The organism is Pseudomonas sp. B40(2017), assembly GCF_002112855.1.
Lineage (GTDB): Bacteria > Pseudomonadota > Gammaproteobacteria > Pseudomonadales > Pseudomonadaceae > Aquipseudomonas > Aquipseudomonas pharyngis.
Genome location: NZ_NEIT01000002.1, coordinates 223,027 through 240,798, shown reverse-complemented (window position 1 = coordinate 240,798; position 17,772 = coordinate 223,027). Strand labels below are relative to the sequence as shown.

Annotated in this window: 15 protein-coding genes; 14 read left to right on the top strand and 1 reads right to left on the bottom strand. The window is 63.8% G+C overall.

Translation table 11 applies throughout. The features are described from left to right. Positions 1-41 precede the first annotated feature (41 nt). Positions 42-992, bottom strand: a complete 951-nt coding sequence (gene gshB, locus CAF76_RS04670; protein ID WP_085646968.1) for a glutathione synthase — start codon at positions 990-992, stop codon at positions 42-44. 225 nt (positions 993-1,217) lie between these two features. Between gshB and pilG the strand changes: the two genes are divergently transcribed. From pilG to madL, 14 genes are all read left to right on the top strand, one after another. Next, a complete protein-coding gene (gene pilG / locus CAF76_RS04665; RefSeq protein WP_007953330.1) occupies positions 1,218-1,622 on the top strand; it encodes a twitching motility response regulator PilG in 405 nt (134 codons plus the stop codon). A 60-nt stretch (positions 1,623-1,682) separates the two neighbouring features. After that, positions 1,683-2,048, top strand: coding sequence for a twitching motility response regulator PilH (gene pilH, locus CAF76_RS04660; RefSeq protein WP_011336365.1), 366 nt, complete (start codon positions 1,683-1,685; stop codon positions 2,046-2,048). 10 nt (positions 2,049-2,058) lie between these two features. Continuing rightward, positions 2,059-2,598 (top strand): chemotaxis protein CheW, encoded by a 540-nt coding sequence (locus CAF76_RS04655; RefSeq protein ID WP_007953327.1) that lies wholly within the window; start codon positions 2,059-2,061, stop codon positions 2,596-2,598. A gap of 13 nt (positions 2,599-2,611) precedes the next feature. After that, positions 2,612-4,672: a methyl-accepting chemotaxis protein gene (locus CAF76_RS04650; protein ID WP_085646967.1), complete on the top strand. Its 2,061-nt coding sequence runs from the start codon at positions 2,612-2,614 to the stop codon at positions 4,670-4,672. A gap of 35 nt (positions 4,673-4,707) precedes the next feature. Continuing rightward, positions 4,708-10,623: an Hpt domain-containing protein gene (locus CAF76_RS04645; protein ID WP_085646966.1), complete on the top strand. Its 5,916-nt coding sequence runs from the start codon at positions 4,708-4,710 to the stop codon at positions 10,621-10,623. Further along, positions 10,616-11,086 (top strand): chemotaxis protein CheW, encoded by a 471-nt coding sequence (locus CAF76_RS04640; protein ID WP_085646965.1) that lies wholly within the window; start codon positions 10,616-10,618, stop codon positions 11,084-11,086. The genes CAF76_RS04645 and CAF76_RS04640 overlap by 8 nt, the downstream gene beginning before the upstream one ends. A gap of 205 nt (positions 11,087-11,291) precedes the next feature. Beyond that, positions 11,292-12,962 carry a malonate decarboxylase subunit alpha gene (mdcA, locus tag CAF76_RS04635; protein WP_085646964.1) on the top strand — a complete coding sequence of 557 codons (1,671 nt, stop codon included), beginning with the start codon at positions 11,292-11,294 and terminating at the stop codon, positions 12,960-12,962. After that, positions 12,962-13,834, top strand: a complete 873-nt coding sequence (locus CAF76_RS04630) for a triphosphoribosyl-dephospho-CoA synthase (protein ID WP_085646963.1) — start codon at positions 12,962-12,964, stop codon at positions 13,832-13,834. The genes mdcA and CAF76_RS04630 overlap by 1 nt, the downstream gene beginning before the upstream one ends. Then, entirely contained in the window at positions 13,834-14,133 is a 300-nt protein-coding gene (locus tag CAF76_RS04625; RefSeq protein ID WP_039767948.1) for a malonate decarboxylase subunit delta, read from the top strand. Before CAF76_RS04630 ends, CAF76_RS04625 begins: the two co-directional genes overlap by 1 nt. Next, a complete protein-coding gene (locus CAF76_RS04620) occupies positions 14,126-14,977 on the top strand; it encodes a biotin-independent malonate decarboxylase subunit beta (protein WP_085646962.1) in 852 nt (283 codons plus the stop codon). The genes CAF76_RS04625 and CAF76_RS04620 overlap by 8 nt, the downstream gene beginning before the upstream one ends. Further along, positions 14,974-15,759, top strand: coding sequence for a biotin-independent malonate decarboxylase subunit gamma (gene mdcE, locus CAF76_RS04615; RefSeq protein ID WP_085646961.1), 786 nt, complete (start codon positions 14,974-14,976; stop codon positions 15,757-15,759). The genes CAF76_RS04620 and mdcE overlap by 4 nt, the downstream gene beginning before the upstream one ends. Further along, entirely contained in the window at positions 15,753-16,373 is a 621-nt protein-coding gene (locus tag CAF76_RS04610) for a malonate decarboxylase holo-ACP synthase (RefSeq protein WP_085646960.1), read from the top strand. The genes mdcE and CAF76_RS04610 overlap by 7 nt, the downstream gene beginning before the upstream one ends. Further along, complete coding sequence (gene mdcH / locus CAF76_RS04605) at positions 16,370-17,290, top strand: malonate decarboxylase subunit epsilon (RefSeq protein WP_085646959.1); 921 nt, start codon at positions 16,370-16,372, stop codon at positions 17,288-17,290. Before CAF76_RS04610 ends, mdcH begins: the two co-directional genes overlap by 4 nt. A 64-nt stretch (positions 17,291-17,354) precedes the next feature. Next, positions 17,355-17,771 (top strand): malonate transporter subunit MadL, encoded by a 417-nt coding sequence (madL, locus tag CAF76_RS04600; RefSeq protein ID WP_064600048.1) that lies wholly within the window; start codon positions 17,355-17,357, stop codon positions 17,769-17,771. Position 17,772 lies beyond the last annotated feature (1 nt).

The window sequence follows — 17,772 nt, the reverse complement described above, 5'->3', positions numbered from 1 at the left end:
TGGGCTTCAAGCATCAAGCGACAGGCTGCATGTGATGCACATCAAGCTTGCAGCTTTTTCTCGATGGCATCCATCAGCAGGCTGCCGATGTCGGTGCCGAAGGCATTGTCGATTTCGCGGATGCAGGTCGGGCTGGTGACGTTGATTTCGGTCAGGTGCTCGCCGATCACGTCCAGGCCGACGAACAGCAGGCCTTTTTCGCGCAAGGTCGGGCCGACCTGGGCGGCGATCCAGCGATCCTTATCGGTCAGCGGACGGGCTTCGCCACGACCGCCGGCCGCGAGGTTGCCACGGGTTTCGCCCTGGGCCGGAATCCGCGCCAGGCAGTAATCCACCGGCTCGCCGTCGATCATCAGGATGCGCTTGTCGCCGTCCTTGATCGCCGGCAGGTAGGCCTGGCCCATGATCTGCTGGGCGCCGAGGGCGGTCAGGGTTTCCAGAATCACCGACAGGTTCGGGTCGCCGGCGCGGTGACGGAAGATCGAAGTACCGCCCATGCCGTCCAGCGGCTTGAGGATCACGTCGCCATGTTTGGCGGCAAATTCACGCAGCACGTCGGCGCGGCGGCTGACCACGGTCGGCGGCGTGCACTGCGGGAACAGCGTGGCGAACAGTTTTTCGTTGCAGTCGCGCAGGCTCTGCGGCTTGTTGACCACCAGAACGCCAGCGGCCTCGGCCTGTTCGAGCAGGTAGGTGGAGTAGACGAACTCCATGTCAAACGGTGGATCCTTGCGCATCAGGATCACGTTCAGATCGCTGAGCAGCGAATCCTGCTCGGTGCCCAGTTCGAACCATTTTTCCGGGTTGGCGAAGACTTTCAGCGGCTTCATCCGCGCCCGTGCCTGGCCTTCACCCTGATAAAGGTCTTTCTGTTCCATATAGAACAGTTCCCAGCCGCGCTTCTGCGCCGCCAGCAGCATGGCCAGCGAGCTATCCTTCTTATAGGAAATGCTGGCGATAGGGTCCATGACAATCCCGACGCGAACGCTCATTGGGTTTTCCTCGAAAATTGGCTACCGGATCGGTATGAAAAAAGTGCCGCCAGAGTGGCGCCGGGCGGGTTTTCGGTCAAGGAAAAACCCGTCGATAGATTGGATCAGGAGACTGTGCTAAAAAGGCTGCCATGTCGTGCTGGCCCTTGAACATCAAGGGTTTCCAGCCATCAGTCATCGCAAAACGGACAAATTGATTCGCAAAGGCGACGGTAGAGCCCCCTTATGGAACAGCAGTCCAGCGCCTTGAAGGTCATGGTGATCGACGACTCGAAAACGATTCGTCGCACCGCCGAGACCCTGTTGAAAAATGCAGGGTGCGAAGTCATCACCGCGATCGACGGTTTTGACGCCCTGGCGAAGATCGCCGACCACCATCCCGGGATCATCTTTGTCGACATCATGATGCCGCGTCTGGATGGTTATCAGACCTGCGCTTTAATCAAGAACAACAACGCGTTCAAGGGCACGCCGGTGATCATGCTGTCGTCCCGGGACGGGCTGTTCGACAAGGCCAAGGGGCGGATTGTCGGTTCCGATCAATTTTTGACCAAGCCTTTCAGCAAGGAAGAACTGCTCGACGCGATCTCGGCCCATGTTCCGGGCTTCGCTGCCGCTTTGCCGCAGTAAGACACGCACAGAGACGCTCGGCCAGCGGGCCCGGTGTCGACAAGAAAAATGGGGAAGACCATGGCACGTATCCTGATCGTCGATGACTCGCCGACCGAAATGTACAAACTCACCGGCATGCTGGAAAAGCACGGGCACGAAGTGCTGAAAGCCGAAAACGGCGCCGACGGCGTGGCCCTGGCCCGCCAGGAAAAACCCGACGCGGTGCTGATGGACATCGTCATGCCCGGCCTCAACGGCTTTCAGGCTACCCGCCAGTTGACCAAGGATGCGGAAACCAGCCACATCCCGGTGATCATCATCACCACCAAGGATCAGGAGACCGACAAGGTCTGGGGCACCCGCCAGGGCGCCAGGGACTACCTGACCAAACCGGTCGACGAAGACACGCTGATCAAGACCCTGAACAACGTGCTGGCCGGTTGATCGCGCCGCCATGAGCGAGTCGCTGACCGCGTTCGAACTGTTGTGGCAGATCGACCAGCGCTGTCGCCTGCTGGCGGCGGACCTGCCGTCGCAACCGGCGCGCCAGGATCGCTGGAGCGGCATCGGCTTTCGTCTGGGCGAGCACTGGTACGTCACGCCCATGGGCGAAGTCAGCGAAGTGCTGCCCGAACTGCGCGTCACCCAGTTGCCGGGCGTCAAACCGTGGGTCAAGGGCGTGGCCAACCTGCGCGGACGCCTGCTGCCGGTCATGGACCTGTGCGGCTTTTTCGGCCATGAGCTGTCACCGATGCGCAAACAGCGGCGGGTATTGGTGGTAGAGCATCAGGACGTGTTTGCCGGGTTGCTGGTCGATGAAGTCTTCGGCCTGCAGCACTTCGAGCAGGACAGTTTCGAATCCGTCTCGATCAGTAAACGGCAAGGCTCCAAAGGCGAGTTCATCAAGGGCTATTTCCGGCGCGAGCAGAACTGGCGGGTGTTCAGCCTGTTTGCGCTGGCGCAGTCACCGAGTTTCATGCACGTCGCGGTTTAACAGGCGAGGACCGATGATCAAAGCAAAAACAGGCAAGCCCGCAGAAGGCTCGCGCAGCCGCTCGCAGATCATCGTGCTGTTCATCGCACTGATCGTGTTCATCATGCTGCTGTTCGCCAACTTCGCTTACCTCAACACCCAGGCCAACTACGACAAGCAGTACATCGGCCACGCCGGCGAGCTGCGGGTGCTGTCGCAGCGGATCGCCAAGAACGCCACCGAAGCCGCCGCCGGCAAAGCCGCCGCGTTCAAGCTGCTCAGCGATGCGCGCAACGATTTTGCCCAACGCTGGGGTTACCTCAAGAAGGGCGACCCGAGCACCGGCCTGCCGCCGGCGCCGTCCGTCGTGCGCCCGGAAATGCGCGCCGTGCAGCTGGACTGGGAACGCCTGCTGAAAAACACCGACGCGATTCTTTCCAGCGAACAGACCGTGCTGTCCCTGCATCAAGTGGCCGCGACCCTGGCCGAAACCGTGCCGCAGTTGCAGATCGAATACGAAAAGGTCGTGGAAATCCTCCTGCAACGCGGCGCTCCGGCGGCGCAGGTGGCGATGGCCCAGCGTCAGTCGCTGCTGGCCGAACGGATTCTCGGCGCGGTGAACACCGTGCTCTCGGGTGATGAAAACTCCCAGCAGGCCGCCGACGCCTTCGGTCGCGATGCCGCACGCTTCGGTCAGGTGCTCAACGGCATGTTGCAAGGCAACCCGGCGCTGAAAGTCAGCCAGGTCGAAGACCGCGATGCCCGCGCTCGCTTGAGCGAGATTTCCGAGCTGTTCCAGTTCGTCTCAGGTTCCGTGGATGAAATCCTCGAAACCTCGCCGGAGCTGTTCAAGGTCCGTGAGTCGGCCACCAATATTTTCAGCCTGTCGCAGACCTTGCTCGACGAAGCCTCGCACCTGGCCAGCCGTTTCGAAAACCTTGCCGGCGGGCGTAGCACCGACACCATCGGCGGCTACGTACTGGGCCTGCTGGCGCTGGCCTCGATCATCCTGATCGGCCTGGTCATGGTCCGGGAAACCAACCGTCAGTTGCGCGAGACCGCAGAAAAGAACGAACGCAACCAGAACGCGATCATGCGCCTGCTCGACGAGATCGAAGACCTCGCCGACGGCGACCTGACCGTGACCGCCTCGGTGACCGAAGACTTCACCGGGACCATCGCCGACTCGATCAACTATTCGGTCGACCAGTTGCGCGATCTGGTCGCCACCATCAACCTCACCGCCGGCCAAGTCGCCGCTGCGGTGCAGGAAACCCAGGCCACCGCCATGCATCTGGCCCAGGCCTCGGAGCATCAGGCCCAGCAGATTTCCGAAGCCTCGACCGCGATCAGCGACATGGCCCAGTCCATCGATCAGGTATCGGCCAACGCCGCCGAATCTTCGGCGGTGGCCGAGCGTTCGGTGGAGATCGCCAACAAGGGCAACGAAGTGGTGCACAACACCATCCACGGCATGGACAACATCCGCGAACAGATCCAGGACACCGCCAAGCGCATCAAGCGCCTGGGCGAGTCGTCCCAGGAAATCGGCGACATCGTCAGCCTGATCGATGACATTGCTGACCAGACCAACATCCTCGCCCTCAACGCGGCGATTCAGGCGTCGATGGCCGGTGATGCCGGGCGCGGTTTTGCCGTGGTGGCCGACGAAGTGCAGCGGCTGGCCGAGCGCTCGTCCGCTGCGACCCGGCAGATCGAGACGCTGGTGCGGGCGATCCAGACCGACACCAACGAAGCCGTGATTTCCATGGAGCAGACCACCACCGAAGTGGTGCGCGGCGCGCGGCTGGCGCAGGATGCCGGGGTGGCCCTGGAAGAAATCGAAGGCGTGTCCAAGACCCTCGCGGCGCTGATCCAGAGCATTTCCAACGCGGCGCAGCAGCAGACGTCTTCGGCCGGGCAGATTTCCCTGACGATGAACGTGATCCAGCAGATCACTTCGCAGACCTCGTCCGGCTCCACGGCCACCGCCGAGAGCATCGGCAACCTGGCGAAAATGGCCAGCCAGTTGCGTCGCTCGGTGTCCGGGTTCACCTTGCCGGCGGCGTCTGCGCCCGTCTCGGACAAGGCGTGAGGCCTGCGGGCGAGGCAATGTCGAGCGGAGTGGTTATGGGTGACCGGCACGATTACGTGGCCCTTGAATGGGTCAAGGGTGAAATCGCCGAGACGCTGAGGCAGGCGCATCAGGCCATCGAAGCCGTGCTCGACGATCCGCAGTCCGTGCCCGGGCTGGACGAATGCCTGGCCTGCATCCATCAGGTGCACGGCAGCCTGCAGATGGTCGAGTTCTACGGCGCGGCATTGCTCGCCGAAGAGATGGAACACCTGGTCGAAGCGTTGCAGAACGACCGCGTCAGCCACCGTGACGAAGCGCTGCACTTGCTGTTGCAGGCGCTGGGTCAATTGCCGATCTACCTCGACCGCGTGCAGGGCGCCCGCCGCGACCTGCCACTGGTGGTGCTGCCGCTGATCAACGACTTGCGCAGCGCCCGGGGCGAAAGCCTGTTGTCGGAAACCAGCCTGTTCAGCCCGCAGTTGCCTGAACTTGCGTCTTTGGGCGAGGAAACCCTGGCGCTGCTGGAGCCGGCAGAGCTGCCGAATGTGCTGCGCAAATTGCGCCAGATGCTGCAAATGGCGCTGGTCGGATTGCTCCGCGAACAGGATGACCAGACGCACCTCGGTTATCTGGCCAAGGTCTTCACCCGCCTCGAAGCGTTGAGCGGTAACTCGCCGCTGAGCCCGTTGTGGCAAGTCGCCTCGGCGCTGGTCGAAGGCATGCGTGAAGGGCGGATCGCCAACAGCCCGGCGCTGCGCAGCCTGTTCAAGGACGCCGACAAGGAACTCAAGCGCCTGCTCGAACAGGGCATGCCCGGCCTCAACCAGCCGCCACCGCCTGAACTGCTGAAAAGCCTGCTGTTTTATATCGCCAAAGCCGAACACCCCACCGGGCAGATGCTGACCATGAAAGATCGCTACTCCCTGGACGACGCGCTGCCCGACAGCGCGATGGTCGACGAAGAACGCGCGCGCCTGGCCGGTCCTGACCGCGATGCCATGCGCTCGGTGCTCGCGGCGCTGTGCGAAGAACTGGTGCGGGTCAAGGAACGCCTCGACCTGTTCGTGCGCAGCGACCGCCAGCACGCCTCGGACCTGGACAGCCTGCTGGCACCGCTGCGCCAGATCGCCGACACCCTCGCGGTGCTTGGTTTCGGTCAGCCGCGCAAGGTGATCATCGATCAACTGGCGGTGGTGCTCAGTCTCGCCCAGGGTCAGCGCGAACCGAACGACGCCACGCTGATGGACGTCGCCGGCGCCTTGCTCTACGTCGAGGCGACGCTGGCCGGGATGGTCGGTACGGTGGAGCCGGAGAGCCCGGATGACTCGCGGCTGCCGACCACCGACCTGACGCAGATTCATCAGATCGTGATCAAGGAAGCGCGCATCTGTCTGCAACAGGCCAAGGACATGATCGTCGACTACATCGACGCCGACTGGGACCGCCAGCAACTGCAAAGCCTGCCGGCGCTGCTGACCCAGGTGCGCGGCGCGCTGGCGATGATTCCGCTGGCGCGGGCGGCCAGCCTGCTCGAAGCCTGTAACGGATTTATCCGCGAGCACCTGTTGCTCGACCCGCACGAGCCGGGCTGGCAGCAACTCGACAGCCTCGCCGACGCCATCACTAGCCTCGAGTATTACCTCGAGCGCCTGACCGACGACCCGCAGGCACCCAGCGAACATTTGCTGGATATTGCGCAGAAAAGCCTCGCCAGTCTCGGCTTCTTCCCTGACGAACAGCCTGGCGAGCCGCATGTGCCGGTGCTCGACGATGTGCTCAGCCCCAGCGAAGCGCTGGTGATGCAGGATTTGCAGGAGCTGGACGACCCGCAGATCGTGCAGTCGTTGGCCGAAGTGCTGGCCAGCCCGGTCTCGGCGGTCAACCCGCCGGCGCTGACCACGCCGGGCAGCCTGCTGCCACCACCGGCCGATGAAGAACCGGTGGATGACGAGCTGCGCGAAGTGTTCCTCGAAGAAACCGGGGAAGTGCTCGAGGTGCTGAGCGACTACCTGCCGCGCTGGTCTGCCGAGCCCGATGACCGCGCCGCCCTCAGTGAGCTGCGCCGCGCCTTCCACACCCTCAAGGGCAGTGGCCGGATGGTGCGCGCGCTGGTCCTCGGCGAGCTGGCATGGGCGGTGGAAAACCTGCTCAACCGGGTGCTGGAACACAGCGTCGAACCCGGCCCGGCGGTGCGCCAGTTGCTGGCCGACACGCTGCTGCTGTTGCCGGACCTGATCGCCGAATTCGCCACCAACGGCCAGCGCCAGCGCCACGATGTCGATCAACTGGCGGCCCGCGCCCATGCGCTGGCCAAGGGCGACACGCCGCTGCCCGCCGAAGATGTGGAAGATGTCACGGCCCTCGATCCGCTGTTGCTGGAGATCTTCCGCAACGAAGCCGAGACTCACCTCGCCAGCCTCAATCGCTTCCTCGATCAGGCCGCCGAACATGTGCCGTTGCAGGCCAGCGACGAGTTGCAGCGCGCGCTGCACACCCTCAAGGGCAGCGCCTCGATGGCGGGGGTTTCGCCGATTGCCGAACTGGCGGCGCCGCTGGATAAACTGGCCCGGGAATTCAAGGCCCATCAGTTGGCGCTGGACCTCGACGAAGTGGAACTGCTGCTCGAAGCCGAGGGCCTGTTTCGCGTCGGTCTGCGTCAGCTCAAACACGATCCGCTGGCGCCGATTGTCGGCGCGCAGTCGCTGATCAAGCGCACCGAAAACCTGCTCGGCGAGCGTCTGGAATCGATCCTCAATGCCCCGAGCAGTGCGGTGCGGGTCAAGCGCGATCCGCAACTGATCAACAACTTCCTGGCCCAGGGCATGGATATCCTGCTCGACGCCGAAAGCCTCTTGCAGCGCTGGCAGCAGCACCCCGGCGAACGTCAGGAACTCAGCGCGCTGCTGGATGAGCTGACCACCCTGGGCGAGGGCGCACACCTGGCGGATCTGCTGCCGGTGGATGTGCTGTGCGAAGCCTTGCTCGATCTATACGGTGCGGTCGAAGAAAGCAGCCTGGCGGTCAGCGAGCGGTTTTTCCATGAGGCGCAGCAGGCTCATGAAGCGCTGATCAACATGCTCGACGAACTGGCCGCCGGCCAGGAAATCACCCCGCAACCGCAACGCATCCGCGCCTTGCACGAACTGCTCGACGAGAGCCTCGACCCGTCGGCCATGGGCCTGATCCGCAGCGATGGCAGCCGCACCACGAGCATCCGCGAACTGGGCAGCGCCACCGCCGAACTGCAACAACACAGCGCCGACAGCGGGCCGGACGACGAGATCGTCGAGATCTTCCTCGAAGAGGCGGTGGACATTCTCGACAGCGCCGGCCAAGCCTTGCAGCGCTGGCTGAAGGATCCGGAAAACGGCGCACCGCTGTCGTCGCTGCAACGGGATTTGCACACGCTCAAGGGCGGCGCGCGTATGGCCGAGGTGGCGGCCGTGGGTGATCTGGCCCATGAGCTGGAAGGCCTTTACCAAGGGCTGGTGGATCGTCGGTACAGCCACAGCGAAGCTCTGGATCGATTGCTGCGCCAGAGCCACGAGCGCCTGGCGCTGTTCCTCGAACAGTTGCACCGGCACCAGCCGCTGGATCCGGCGCAGGACCTGATCGAGGCGATCCGCCGCTTTCGCCAGGGCCCGAGCGCCAGTCCTGAGACGCCGACCGCTTCCGCCACGCAGGATGGCCCCGGACACGATCCGGAGCTGCTGGAGATCTTCCTTGAGGAAGGTTTCGACATCATCGAAAACTCCGGCGCCGCGTTGCTGCGCTGGCAGGCCGAACCCGGCAATCGCCAGGAAGTGGAAACCCTGCTGCGCGATCTGCACACCCTCAAGGGCGGCGCGCGGATGGTGGAAATCGGCCCGATCGGCGACCTCGCTCATGAGCTGGAAAACCTCTACGAAAGCCTGTCTGCCGGCACCCTGCAGGGCAGCGCCGAACTGTTCGCGCTGTTGCAGCGCGGCCATGACCGCCTAGCGCAGATGCTCGACGGGGTGCGCGCCGGTCAACCGTGTCCGCCGGCGGACCGCCTGATCAGCGCGATCCAGAATTTCAGCCATCCCGTGCCGGTGCAAACCCCGGCGCCCGTGCCGCCGGTTGCGGTCAAGGCCGAGCCTGCGGCCCCGGCGCCCGAGACCGGGGCGGACATGGTCAAGGTCTCCGCCGAACTGCTCGACGAGCTGGTCAACCTCGCTGGCGAAACCTCGATTTTCCGTGGGCGCATCGAGCAGCAAGTCAACGATGCGCAGACCGCCCTGCACGAGATGGAAACCACCATCGAGCGCATGCGCGACCAGTTGCGCCGGCTCGACACAGAAACCCAGGGGCGGATCCTCAGCCGTCAGCAAGTGGATGCCGAACGCCTCGGTTACGAAGATTTCGACCCGCTGGAAATGGACCGCCATTCGCAGTTGCAGCAGTTGTCACGGGCGCTGTTCGAGTCTGCTTCCGACTTGCTGGACTTGAAGGAAACCCTCGACCGGCGCACCCACGACGCGGAGAACCTGTTGCAGCAGCAGGGGCGGATCAACACCGAGTTGCAGGAAGGCCTGATGCGCACGCGCATGGTGCCGTTCGAGCGCATGTTGCCGCGTCTGAAACGCATCGTGCGTCAGGTCGCCGAAGAGCTGGGGAAGGACGTGGCGTTCAGCGTCGGCAACGCCGAAGGCGAGATGGACCGCAACGTCCTCGAGCGCATGGCGGCACCGCTGGAACACATGCTGCGCAATGCCGTCGACCATGGCCTGGAGTCCGCCGAAGTCCGGCTGGCGGCGGGCAAACCGGCGCAGGGGCAGATCAGCCTCGACCTGTCCCGCGAGGGCGGCGACATCGTGTTCGACATCCGCGACGATGGCGCCGGCGTGCCGCTGGATGCCGTGCGGCGCAAGGCGATCAAGCGCGGCCTGCTGGCGCCGGACGCCGAGATCAGCGACCGCGAGGTGTTGCAGTTCATCCTCCAGCCAGGTTTTTCCACGGCCGAGAAAATCACCCAGATTTCCGGGCGCGGCGTGGGCATGGATGTGGTGCATGAAGAAGTGCGGCAACTGGGCGGCACCATGAGCATCGATTCGGTGCCGGGGCAGGGCGTGCATTTTCGCATTCGCCTGCCGTTCACCGTGTCGGTCAACCGTGCACTGATGGTGCAGTGTGGCGAGGATCAATACGCGATTCCGCTGGACACCATCGACGGCATCGTCCGCGTACTGCCGAATGAACTGGACGGGCATTTCCGTCTCGACCCGCCGACTTATCAGTATGGCGGCCAGCGTTATGAACTGTGCTATCTGGGCGAGCTGCTGAAAACCGCGCCACGGCCGAAACTGTCCGGCCAGAGCCTGCCGGTGCCGGTCTTGCTGGTGCAGTGCAACGACCGGTACATCGCGGTGCAGGTCGACACGATGGCCGGCACCCGCGAGATTGTGGTCAAGAGCCTCGGCCCGCAGTTCGCCTCGGTGCAGGGCGTTTCCGGGGCGACGATTCTCGGCGATGGCCGGGTGGTGCTGATTCTCGACCTGCTGGCGCCGATCCGCGCGATGCAGGCGCGGTTGCCGCAGCGTCCGACCAGTCACGAAATCGAGAGCGAACCGCACAAGCCGTTGCTGGTGATGGTGGTCGACGACTCGGTGACGGTGCGCAAGGTCACCAGCCGTCTGCTCGAACGCCACGGTATGAACGTGCTGACCGCCAAGGACGGGGTCGATGCCATGCTGCTGCTGGAAGAACACATGCCGGACCTGATGCTGCTCGACATCGAAATGCCGCGCATGGATGGCTTCGAAGTGGCGACCCAGGTACGCCAAGATGAACGCCTGCAGCATCTGCCGATCATCATGATCACCTCGCGCACCGGACAGAAACACCGCGACCGCGCGATGGCCATCGGCGTCAACGACTACCTCGGCAAGCCTTACCAGGAATCGGTGCTGCTCGAAAGCATCGCCCTGTGGAGCAAAAAACATGCATGAGCGCCAGCACAATCAACGCGCCAGTCAGCTCACCGGGCTGCTGCTGCCGCTGGCGGATCGCAACCTGATCCTGCCCAACGTCGCCGTCGCCGAGCTGATCGACTACCAGTCCAGCGCCTTCGATCTCGACACACCGCCGTGGTATCTGGGACGGGTGACCTGGCGCGAGCGGCAGATTCCGCTGCTGAGTTTCGAGTCGGCGTGCGGCAACAGGATCGTCATCGGCGAGCGGGCACGGATCGTCATCCTCAATGCCCTCGGCGGGCGGCCGGAGTTGAAGTTCATCGCGCTGCTGGTGCAGGGGATTCCGCGTTCGTACAAGCTCGACAGCCAGTTGAGTTATGTCGATGTTCCGCTGTGTGCGCTGGAGCAGGCGGCGGTGCAGGTGGGGGAGCAGGTGGCGAAGGTGCCGGATTTGTTGGCGCTGGAGACATTGTTGGTGGATGCGGGGCTCGTTCACTGATCAAGAGTCTGCAGTGTTCGGGTTGGCCCCATCGCGAGCAGGCTCGCTCCCACATTTGAAATGCGTTTCCCTGTGGGAGCGAGCTTGCTCGCGATAGCGATCGCAACCATTACGCTAAGCGTAATGATTCACCACCGCGCTTGATTGATGCCCCCACCCGACACTCCTAAGGTAGCTCCACGACAGCGAACCCCGTGGAGTGAGCATGACAACAACCCTTTCCCCCGACTCGCGCTGGACGCGGCGGCGTGACGAGAAGCAGCGGCGCCTCGACAAGGTGCGCGGGCTGGCCGACGGTGCGGTGTTGCCCACCGACAAAATCGTCGCGGCACTCGAAGCGCTGATCCATCCGGGCGACCGTGTGGTGCTGGAGGGCAACAACCAGAAGCAGGCGGATTTCCTTTCGCGTGCGCTGGCCAAGGCCGATCCTGAAAAGCTCCACGACCTGCACATGATCATGCCCAGCGTCGGCCGTTCCGAGCATCTGGACCTGTTCGAACGCGGCATCGCCCGCAAGCTCGATTTCTCCTTCGCCGGCACCCAGAGCCTGCGCATCAGCCAGTTGCTCGAAGACGGTCTGCTGGAAATCGGCGCGATCCACACCTACATCGAACTCTACGCCCGGCTGGTGGTGGACCTGATCCCCAACGTCGTGCTCTCGGCCGGGTTCATGGCTGACCGGGCCGGCAACATCTACACCGGCCCGAGCACCGAAGACACACCGGCGCTGATCGAACCGGCGGCGTTCAGCGACGGCATCGTCATCGTCCAGGTCAATCAACTGGTGGACGATGTCAGCGAACTGCCCCGGGTGGATATTCCGGCGTCGTGGGTCGATTTCGTGGTGGTGGCGGACAAGCCGTTCTACATCGAGCCGCTGTTCACTCGCGACCCTCGGCACATCAAACCGGTGCACGTGCTGATGGCGATGATGGCGATCCGCGGGATCTACGAAAAACACAATGTGCAGTCGCTGAATCACGGCATCGGTTTCAATACCGCCGCCATCGAACTGATCCTGCCGACCTACGGCGAATCCCTCGGCCTCAAGGGCAAGATCTGTCGCAACTGGACGCTCAACCCGCACCCGACCCTGATCCCGGCTATCGAGAGTGGCTGGGTCGAAAGTGTGCATTGCTTCGGCACCGAACTGGGCATGGAAAACTACATCGCCGCTCGCCCCGATGTGTTCTTCACCGGTCGCGACGGCTCGCTGCGTTCCAACCGGATGTTCTGCCAACTGGCCGGGCAGTACGCGGTGGACCTGTTCATCGGCGCGACCCTGCAAGTCGATGGCGACGGCCATTCCTCCACTGTGACCCGTGGCCGTCTCGCCGGTTTCGGTGGCGCGCCGAACATGGGCCACGACCCGCGCGGCCGTCGTCACGGCACTCCGGCCTGGCTCGATATGCGCCATGACGATTCGCAGCAGCCGATGCTCGAGCGCGGCAAGAAACTCGTGGTGCAAATGGTCGAGACCTTCCAGGAGGGCGGCAAACCGACCTTTGTCGAGACCCTCGACGCGGTGGAGGTGGCGAAGAAAAGCGGCATGCCGCTCGCGCCGATCATGATCTACGGCGACGACGTCACCCACCTGCTCACCGAAGAAGGCATCGCCTACCTGTACAAGGCGCGTTCGCTGGAAGAGCGTCAGGCGATGATTGCAGCGGTGGCCGGCGTCACCGCCATCGGCCTGCGCCACAACCCGAAAGACACCGAACGCATGCGCCGCGAAGGCCTGATCGCCTTGCCCGAAGACCTCGGCATCCGTCGCACCGACGCCACCCGCGAATTGCTGGCGGCGAAAAGCGTGGCCGATCTGGTCGAGTGGTCCGGCGGCCTCTACAACCCGCCCGCCAAGTTCAGGAGTTGGTAATGCACGCACTCAACCTGCAACCCAAAACCATCACCCTCGCGGAACGGCTGGCGGATCTGGCCGTGGACGCGCTGATCGACGAAGCCGACCTGTCGCCGAAACCGGCGTTGGTCGACCGCCGTGGCAACGGTGCTCACACCGATCTGCACCTGGGATTGATGCATGCCTCGGCGCTGGCGCTGTGGCCGGCGTTCAAGGAAATGGCCGAGGCCGCGCTTGAGTTCGGCGAAATCGGCTTGCCACTGCGCGAAACCATTGGCCGCATCGGACGGGAAGGCGAACAAGCGATGCTCGCCACCACCCACGGCGTGAACACCCATCGCGGGGCGATCTGGGCGCTGGGTCTGCTGGTCACGGCGGCTGCGCTGGATATGAAGTCCACCAGCGCTGGCGCTGTCACGCTGCGCGCTGCGCGTCTGGCGTTGCTCGATGATTGTTATGCGCCGCGTCCGCTGAGCCATGGCGCCCAAGTCGCCCAACGCTATGGCGCTCGCGGCGCCCGGGAAGAAGCGCAACTCGGCTTCCCGTCCGTAGTGCAGCGTGGCCTGCCGCAGCTCAAACGCAGCCGCGCCGCCGGCCATGGCGAACAGAACGCCCGGCTCGATGCCTTGCTCGCAATCATGACTGAGCTGGCCGACACCTGCGTGCTGTACCGCGCCGGCGAACAGGGCCTGCACGCCATGCAACACGGCGCCCAGGCAGTGCTCGACGCCGGTGGCAGCTCCAGCCTCACCGGTCGCCGTCGCCTGCACGAACTGGATCAACAACTCATCGCATTGAATGCCTCGCCCGGTGGCGCCGCCGACTTGCTCGCCGCCAGCCTGCTGCTCGATCGAATCGAGCGCGACGGCATCCTTCAGGGAGCGTTTTGATGGAAACCTTATCCTTTGAATTCCCCGCCGGGCAGCCGCCACGCGGTCGGGCGCTGGTCGGTTGTGTCGGCTCGGGCGATCTGGAAGTGCTGATCGAACCGGGCCTGGCCGGCAAGCTGACGATCAACGTGCAGACTTCAGTCAACGGTGCCGAGCAGCGCTGGCAGCATCTGTTCGCACGGATGTTCGACGGCACCACGCCACCGGCGATGGCCATCGATATCCACGACTTCGGTGCGACCCCGGGCGTGGTGCGCCTGCGTCTGGAACAAGGCTTCGAGGAGATCGGCCATGACTGACACCTCGGCACTTCTACACAAACACAGCTTCGTCGAACTCGGCGCACGGCAGCGGGCGAAAGCCTTGCTCGACACCGGCACTTTCCGCGAATTGCTCGACCCGTTTCAACGCGTCATGTCGCCATGGCTGGAACGCCAGGGCGTGGTGCCCCAGGCCGATGACGGTGTGGTGATCGCCAAGGGCAGCCTCGACGGTTTGCCGGTGGTGATTGCCGCCATCGAAGGCGCGTTTCAGGGCGGCAGCCTCGGTGAAGTCGGCGGCGCAAAGATCGCCGGCGCGCTGGAACTGGCCGCCGAAGACAACCGCAAAGACATCCCGACCCGCGCCATCCTGCTGCTGGAAACCGGCGGCGTGCGCCTGCAGGAAGCCAACCTTGGCTTGGCGGCGATTGCCGACATCCACGCGGCGATTGTCGATCTGCAGCAATACCAACCGGTGGTTGGCGTGGTGGCCGGCAGCGTCGGTTGCTTTGGCGGGATGTCGATTGCCGCCGCGCTGTGCAGCTATTTGCTGGTGACCCAGGAAGCACGCCTCGGCCTGAACGGCCCGCAGGTGATCGAGCAGGAAGCCGGGATCGAGGAATACGACTCCCGCGACCGGCCCTTCATCTGGAGCCTGACCGGTGGCGAGCAACGTTTCGCCAGTGATCTGGTGGACCGTTATGTCGCCGATGACGTGGCGCAGATTCGCGGGCAGGTCGGCGAGTTGCTGCAACAGGGCCTGCCAGCGCAACCGCGCAGTCAACGGGCCGAGTGGTTCCTGCAACGCCTGACGAGCCTGGACACTGACAAGCAAATCGAGCCTTCGGTGGTTCGCGATCTGTATCAAGGAGAGCGCTCATGAGTGGTTATTCCGTGCGCGGCCTGAACTGGTTCAACGCCTTGAGCGCTGGCGCGAATGCTATCGAAGGCTTGCCGCCATCGCTGAAGGTCGCCGACGTGGCACTCGGGCGTTTTATCGCCGTGGTCGCCGATCCGCAAAACCGTTTCCCTCGCGCTCGCAACGGCGAAGTTGGTTTGCTCGAAGGTTGGGGTCTGGCCAAGGCGGTGGATGACGCGATCACCGCCGACCAGGACAAATCGCAAAAACGGCCCTTGATCGCCATCGTCGATGTGCCGAGCCAGGCCTACGGTCGCCGCGAAGAAGCCCTCGGCATTCATCAGGCTTTGGCCGGTGCGGCAGACGCTTATGCCCGCGCGCGGCTGGTCGGGCATCCGGTGATTGCGCTGCTGGTGGGCAAGGCCATGTCCGGGGCGTTTCTCGCTCACGGTTATCAGGCCAATCGATTGATCGCCCTGCGTGATCCGGGGGTGATGGTGCATGCGATGGGCAAGGCTTCGGCGGCGCGGGTGACGTTGCGCAGCGTCGAAGAACTGGAAGCTCTGGCGTCCAGCGTGCCGCCGATGGCCTATGACATCGACAGCTATGCCAGCCTCGGATTGCTCTGGGAAACCTTGTCGGTGCAGCAGATCGAACAGCCGACGGCGGAGGATCTGGCGCGGGTCGGCGAATGCCTGAAGCAAGCCATCGAAGATATTGGCGCGACTGATTTGAGCAATCGTCTCGGCGCGAAAAACCGCGAAGCCTCCAGCCGTGTACGTGAATTGCTGAGGGCGCAGTGGTGAACAGCGTTCTCGCCCACGACCTGCTGTGGGGCATGACGCCGGCGCAGTTGCCGGCGGAAGCGCCGCAGTGGGCGATTGATTCGCTGGCTGGCGGGCAACCGGTGGTGGTGCGGCGGGCCTTGAGTGAGGAAGGACTTGTGGCAGTGGGCGTGCGCGGTCGGTTGCGCGAGCAGCGATTGGCGGCGTTTATGTCTGTCGATTCGATTGCCTGTCGGGTCAGCCCGGAAGCGCTTTGTCATGTAGAGAGCGCGCGTGATCTGCCGGTCATGCAGGCGCTGCGGCAACTGCGGCCGGTGCTCGATGATTGTGGTTGGATCTGGGGTGTCAGTGGCAGTGTCGGGTTTGAGCTGGCCAGTGGATTTACGGCAATGCACGAGCGCAGCGATCTCGACTTGATTCTGCGTACACCGCAACTCATTACCCGTAACCAGGCGCGCAAACTGGTGGCGCATTTCGATCAGGCGATCTGCCGGGTCGACCTGCAATTGCAGACGCCGTTCGGTGCCGTCGCCCTGCGCGAATGGGCCGGGAATGCTTCACGGGTGCTGCTGAAAAACGCCCATGAAGCCTGTCTGGTGTCTGATCCGTGGAACCCGCAGGAGCAGGCAGCGTGAGCAGCCTGCTGGTGTTTCCCGGCCAGGGCGCGCAACAGCCCGGCATGCTCCAGCGTTTGCCTCGGGAAACGCTGATCGAGGCCAGCGACGAGCTCGGTGAAGATGTCTTGCAACTGGATTCCAGCGAAGCGTTGCGCAACACCCGAGCGGTTCAGCTTTGCCTGCTGATCGCCGGGGTCGCAGCCTCGCGGCAGTTGTTGCAGGGCGGACTCACCGCAGATTACGTCGCCGGCCTGTCCATTGGTGCCTACCCGGCAGCGGTGGTCGCCGGAGCATTGAGCTTCAGCGATGCGCTGCATCTGGTCAGCCTGCGCGGCGAGTTGATGCAGCAGGCTTATCCACAGGGCTTCGGCATGACCGCGATCATCGGTCTGCAATTATCCACAGTCGAAACGCTGCTGGCGCAGGTGCACGGCGCAGAAACACCGGTGTACCTGGCCAATATCAACGCCGATAACCAGGTGGTGATTGCCGGCAGCGACAAGGCGATGCAAGCGGTCGCCGAGCTGGCGCGCAGTCGTGGCGCCGGTCTGGCAAAACGGCTGGCGGTCAGCGTGCCGTCGCACTGCCCGTTGCTGGATGAGCCTGCGCAAACCCTCGCCGAAGCGTTCACCAGGGTAGAACTGAAAACACCGAACATCGCTTACCTGAGCGGCAGTCGCGCCAGGCCTGTGACCAAGGTAGAAGCGCTGCGCGACGACCTCGCCTTCAACATGTGCCGCGTGGTGGACTGGCGCGGCACCGTACAAAGCGCCTACGAGCGCGGCGTACGTCTACAGATCGAACTGCCGCCCGGTGCGGTGCTGACCGGGCTGGCGCGCCGGGTGTTCGAACAGGGGACTGTCACTGCCTTCGACAGTGCCCGGCTCGACACCTTGCAGGCGCTGTTGCGTGAAGAGGAGGGCCGCCGACTCTAGACCGCTGCGACTCAGGCTTCGAACAACAAAAACAATTCGACGATGCACTTTGAGGACTACAACAATGATTATTTACGGTGTGGCGCTGCTGGCGATCTGTACGCTGGCAGGGGTGATCATGGGTGACCTGCTCGGTGTTCTTCTGGGCGTCAAATCCAACGTCGGCGGGGTCGGCATCGCCATGATCCTGTTGATCTGCGCGCGGTTGTGGATGCAGAAACGCGGCGGCATGACCAAGGATTGCGAGATGGGCGTCGGCTTCTGGGGCGCCATGTACATTCCCGTGGTGGTGGCGATGGCCGCGCAACAGAACGTCGTCACCGCCCTGCACGGCGGCCCGGTGGCGGTGCTGGCGGCGATCGGTTCGGTGCTGGTCTGTGGCTGCACCATTGCCCTGATCAGCCGCACCCACAAGGGCGAGCCCTTGCCCGACGAACCGGCGGAAATCTCCCCGGTCGGCACGCCGGTAGGAGGTCGCTGAT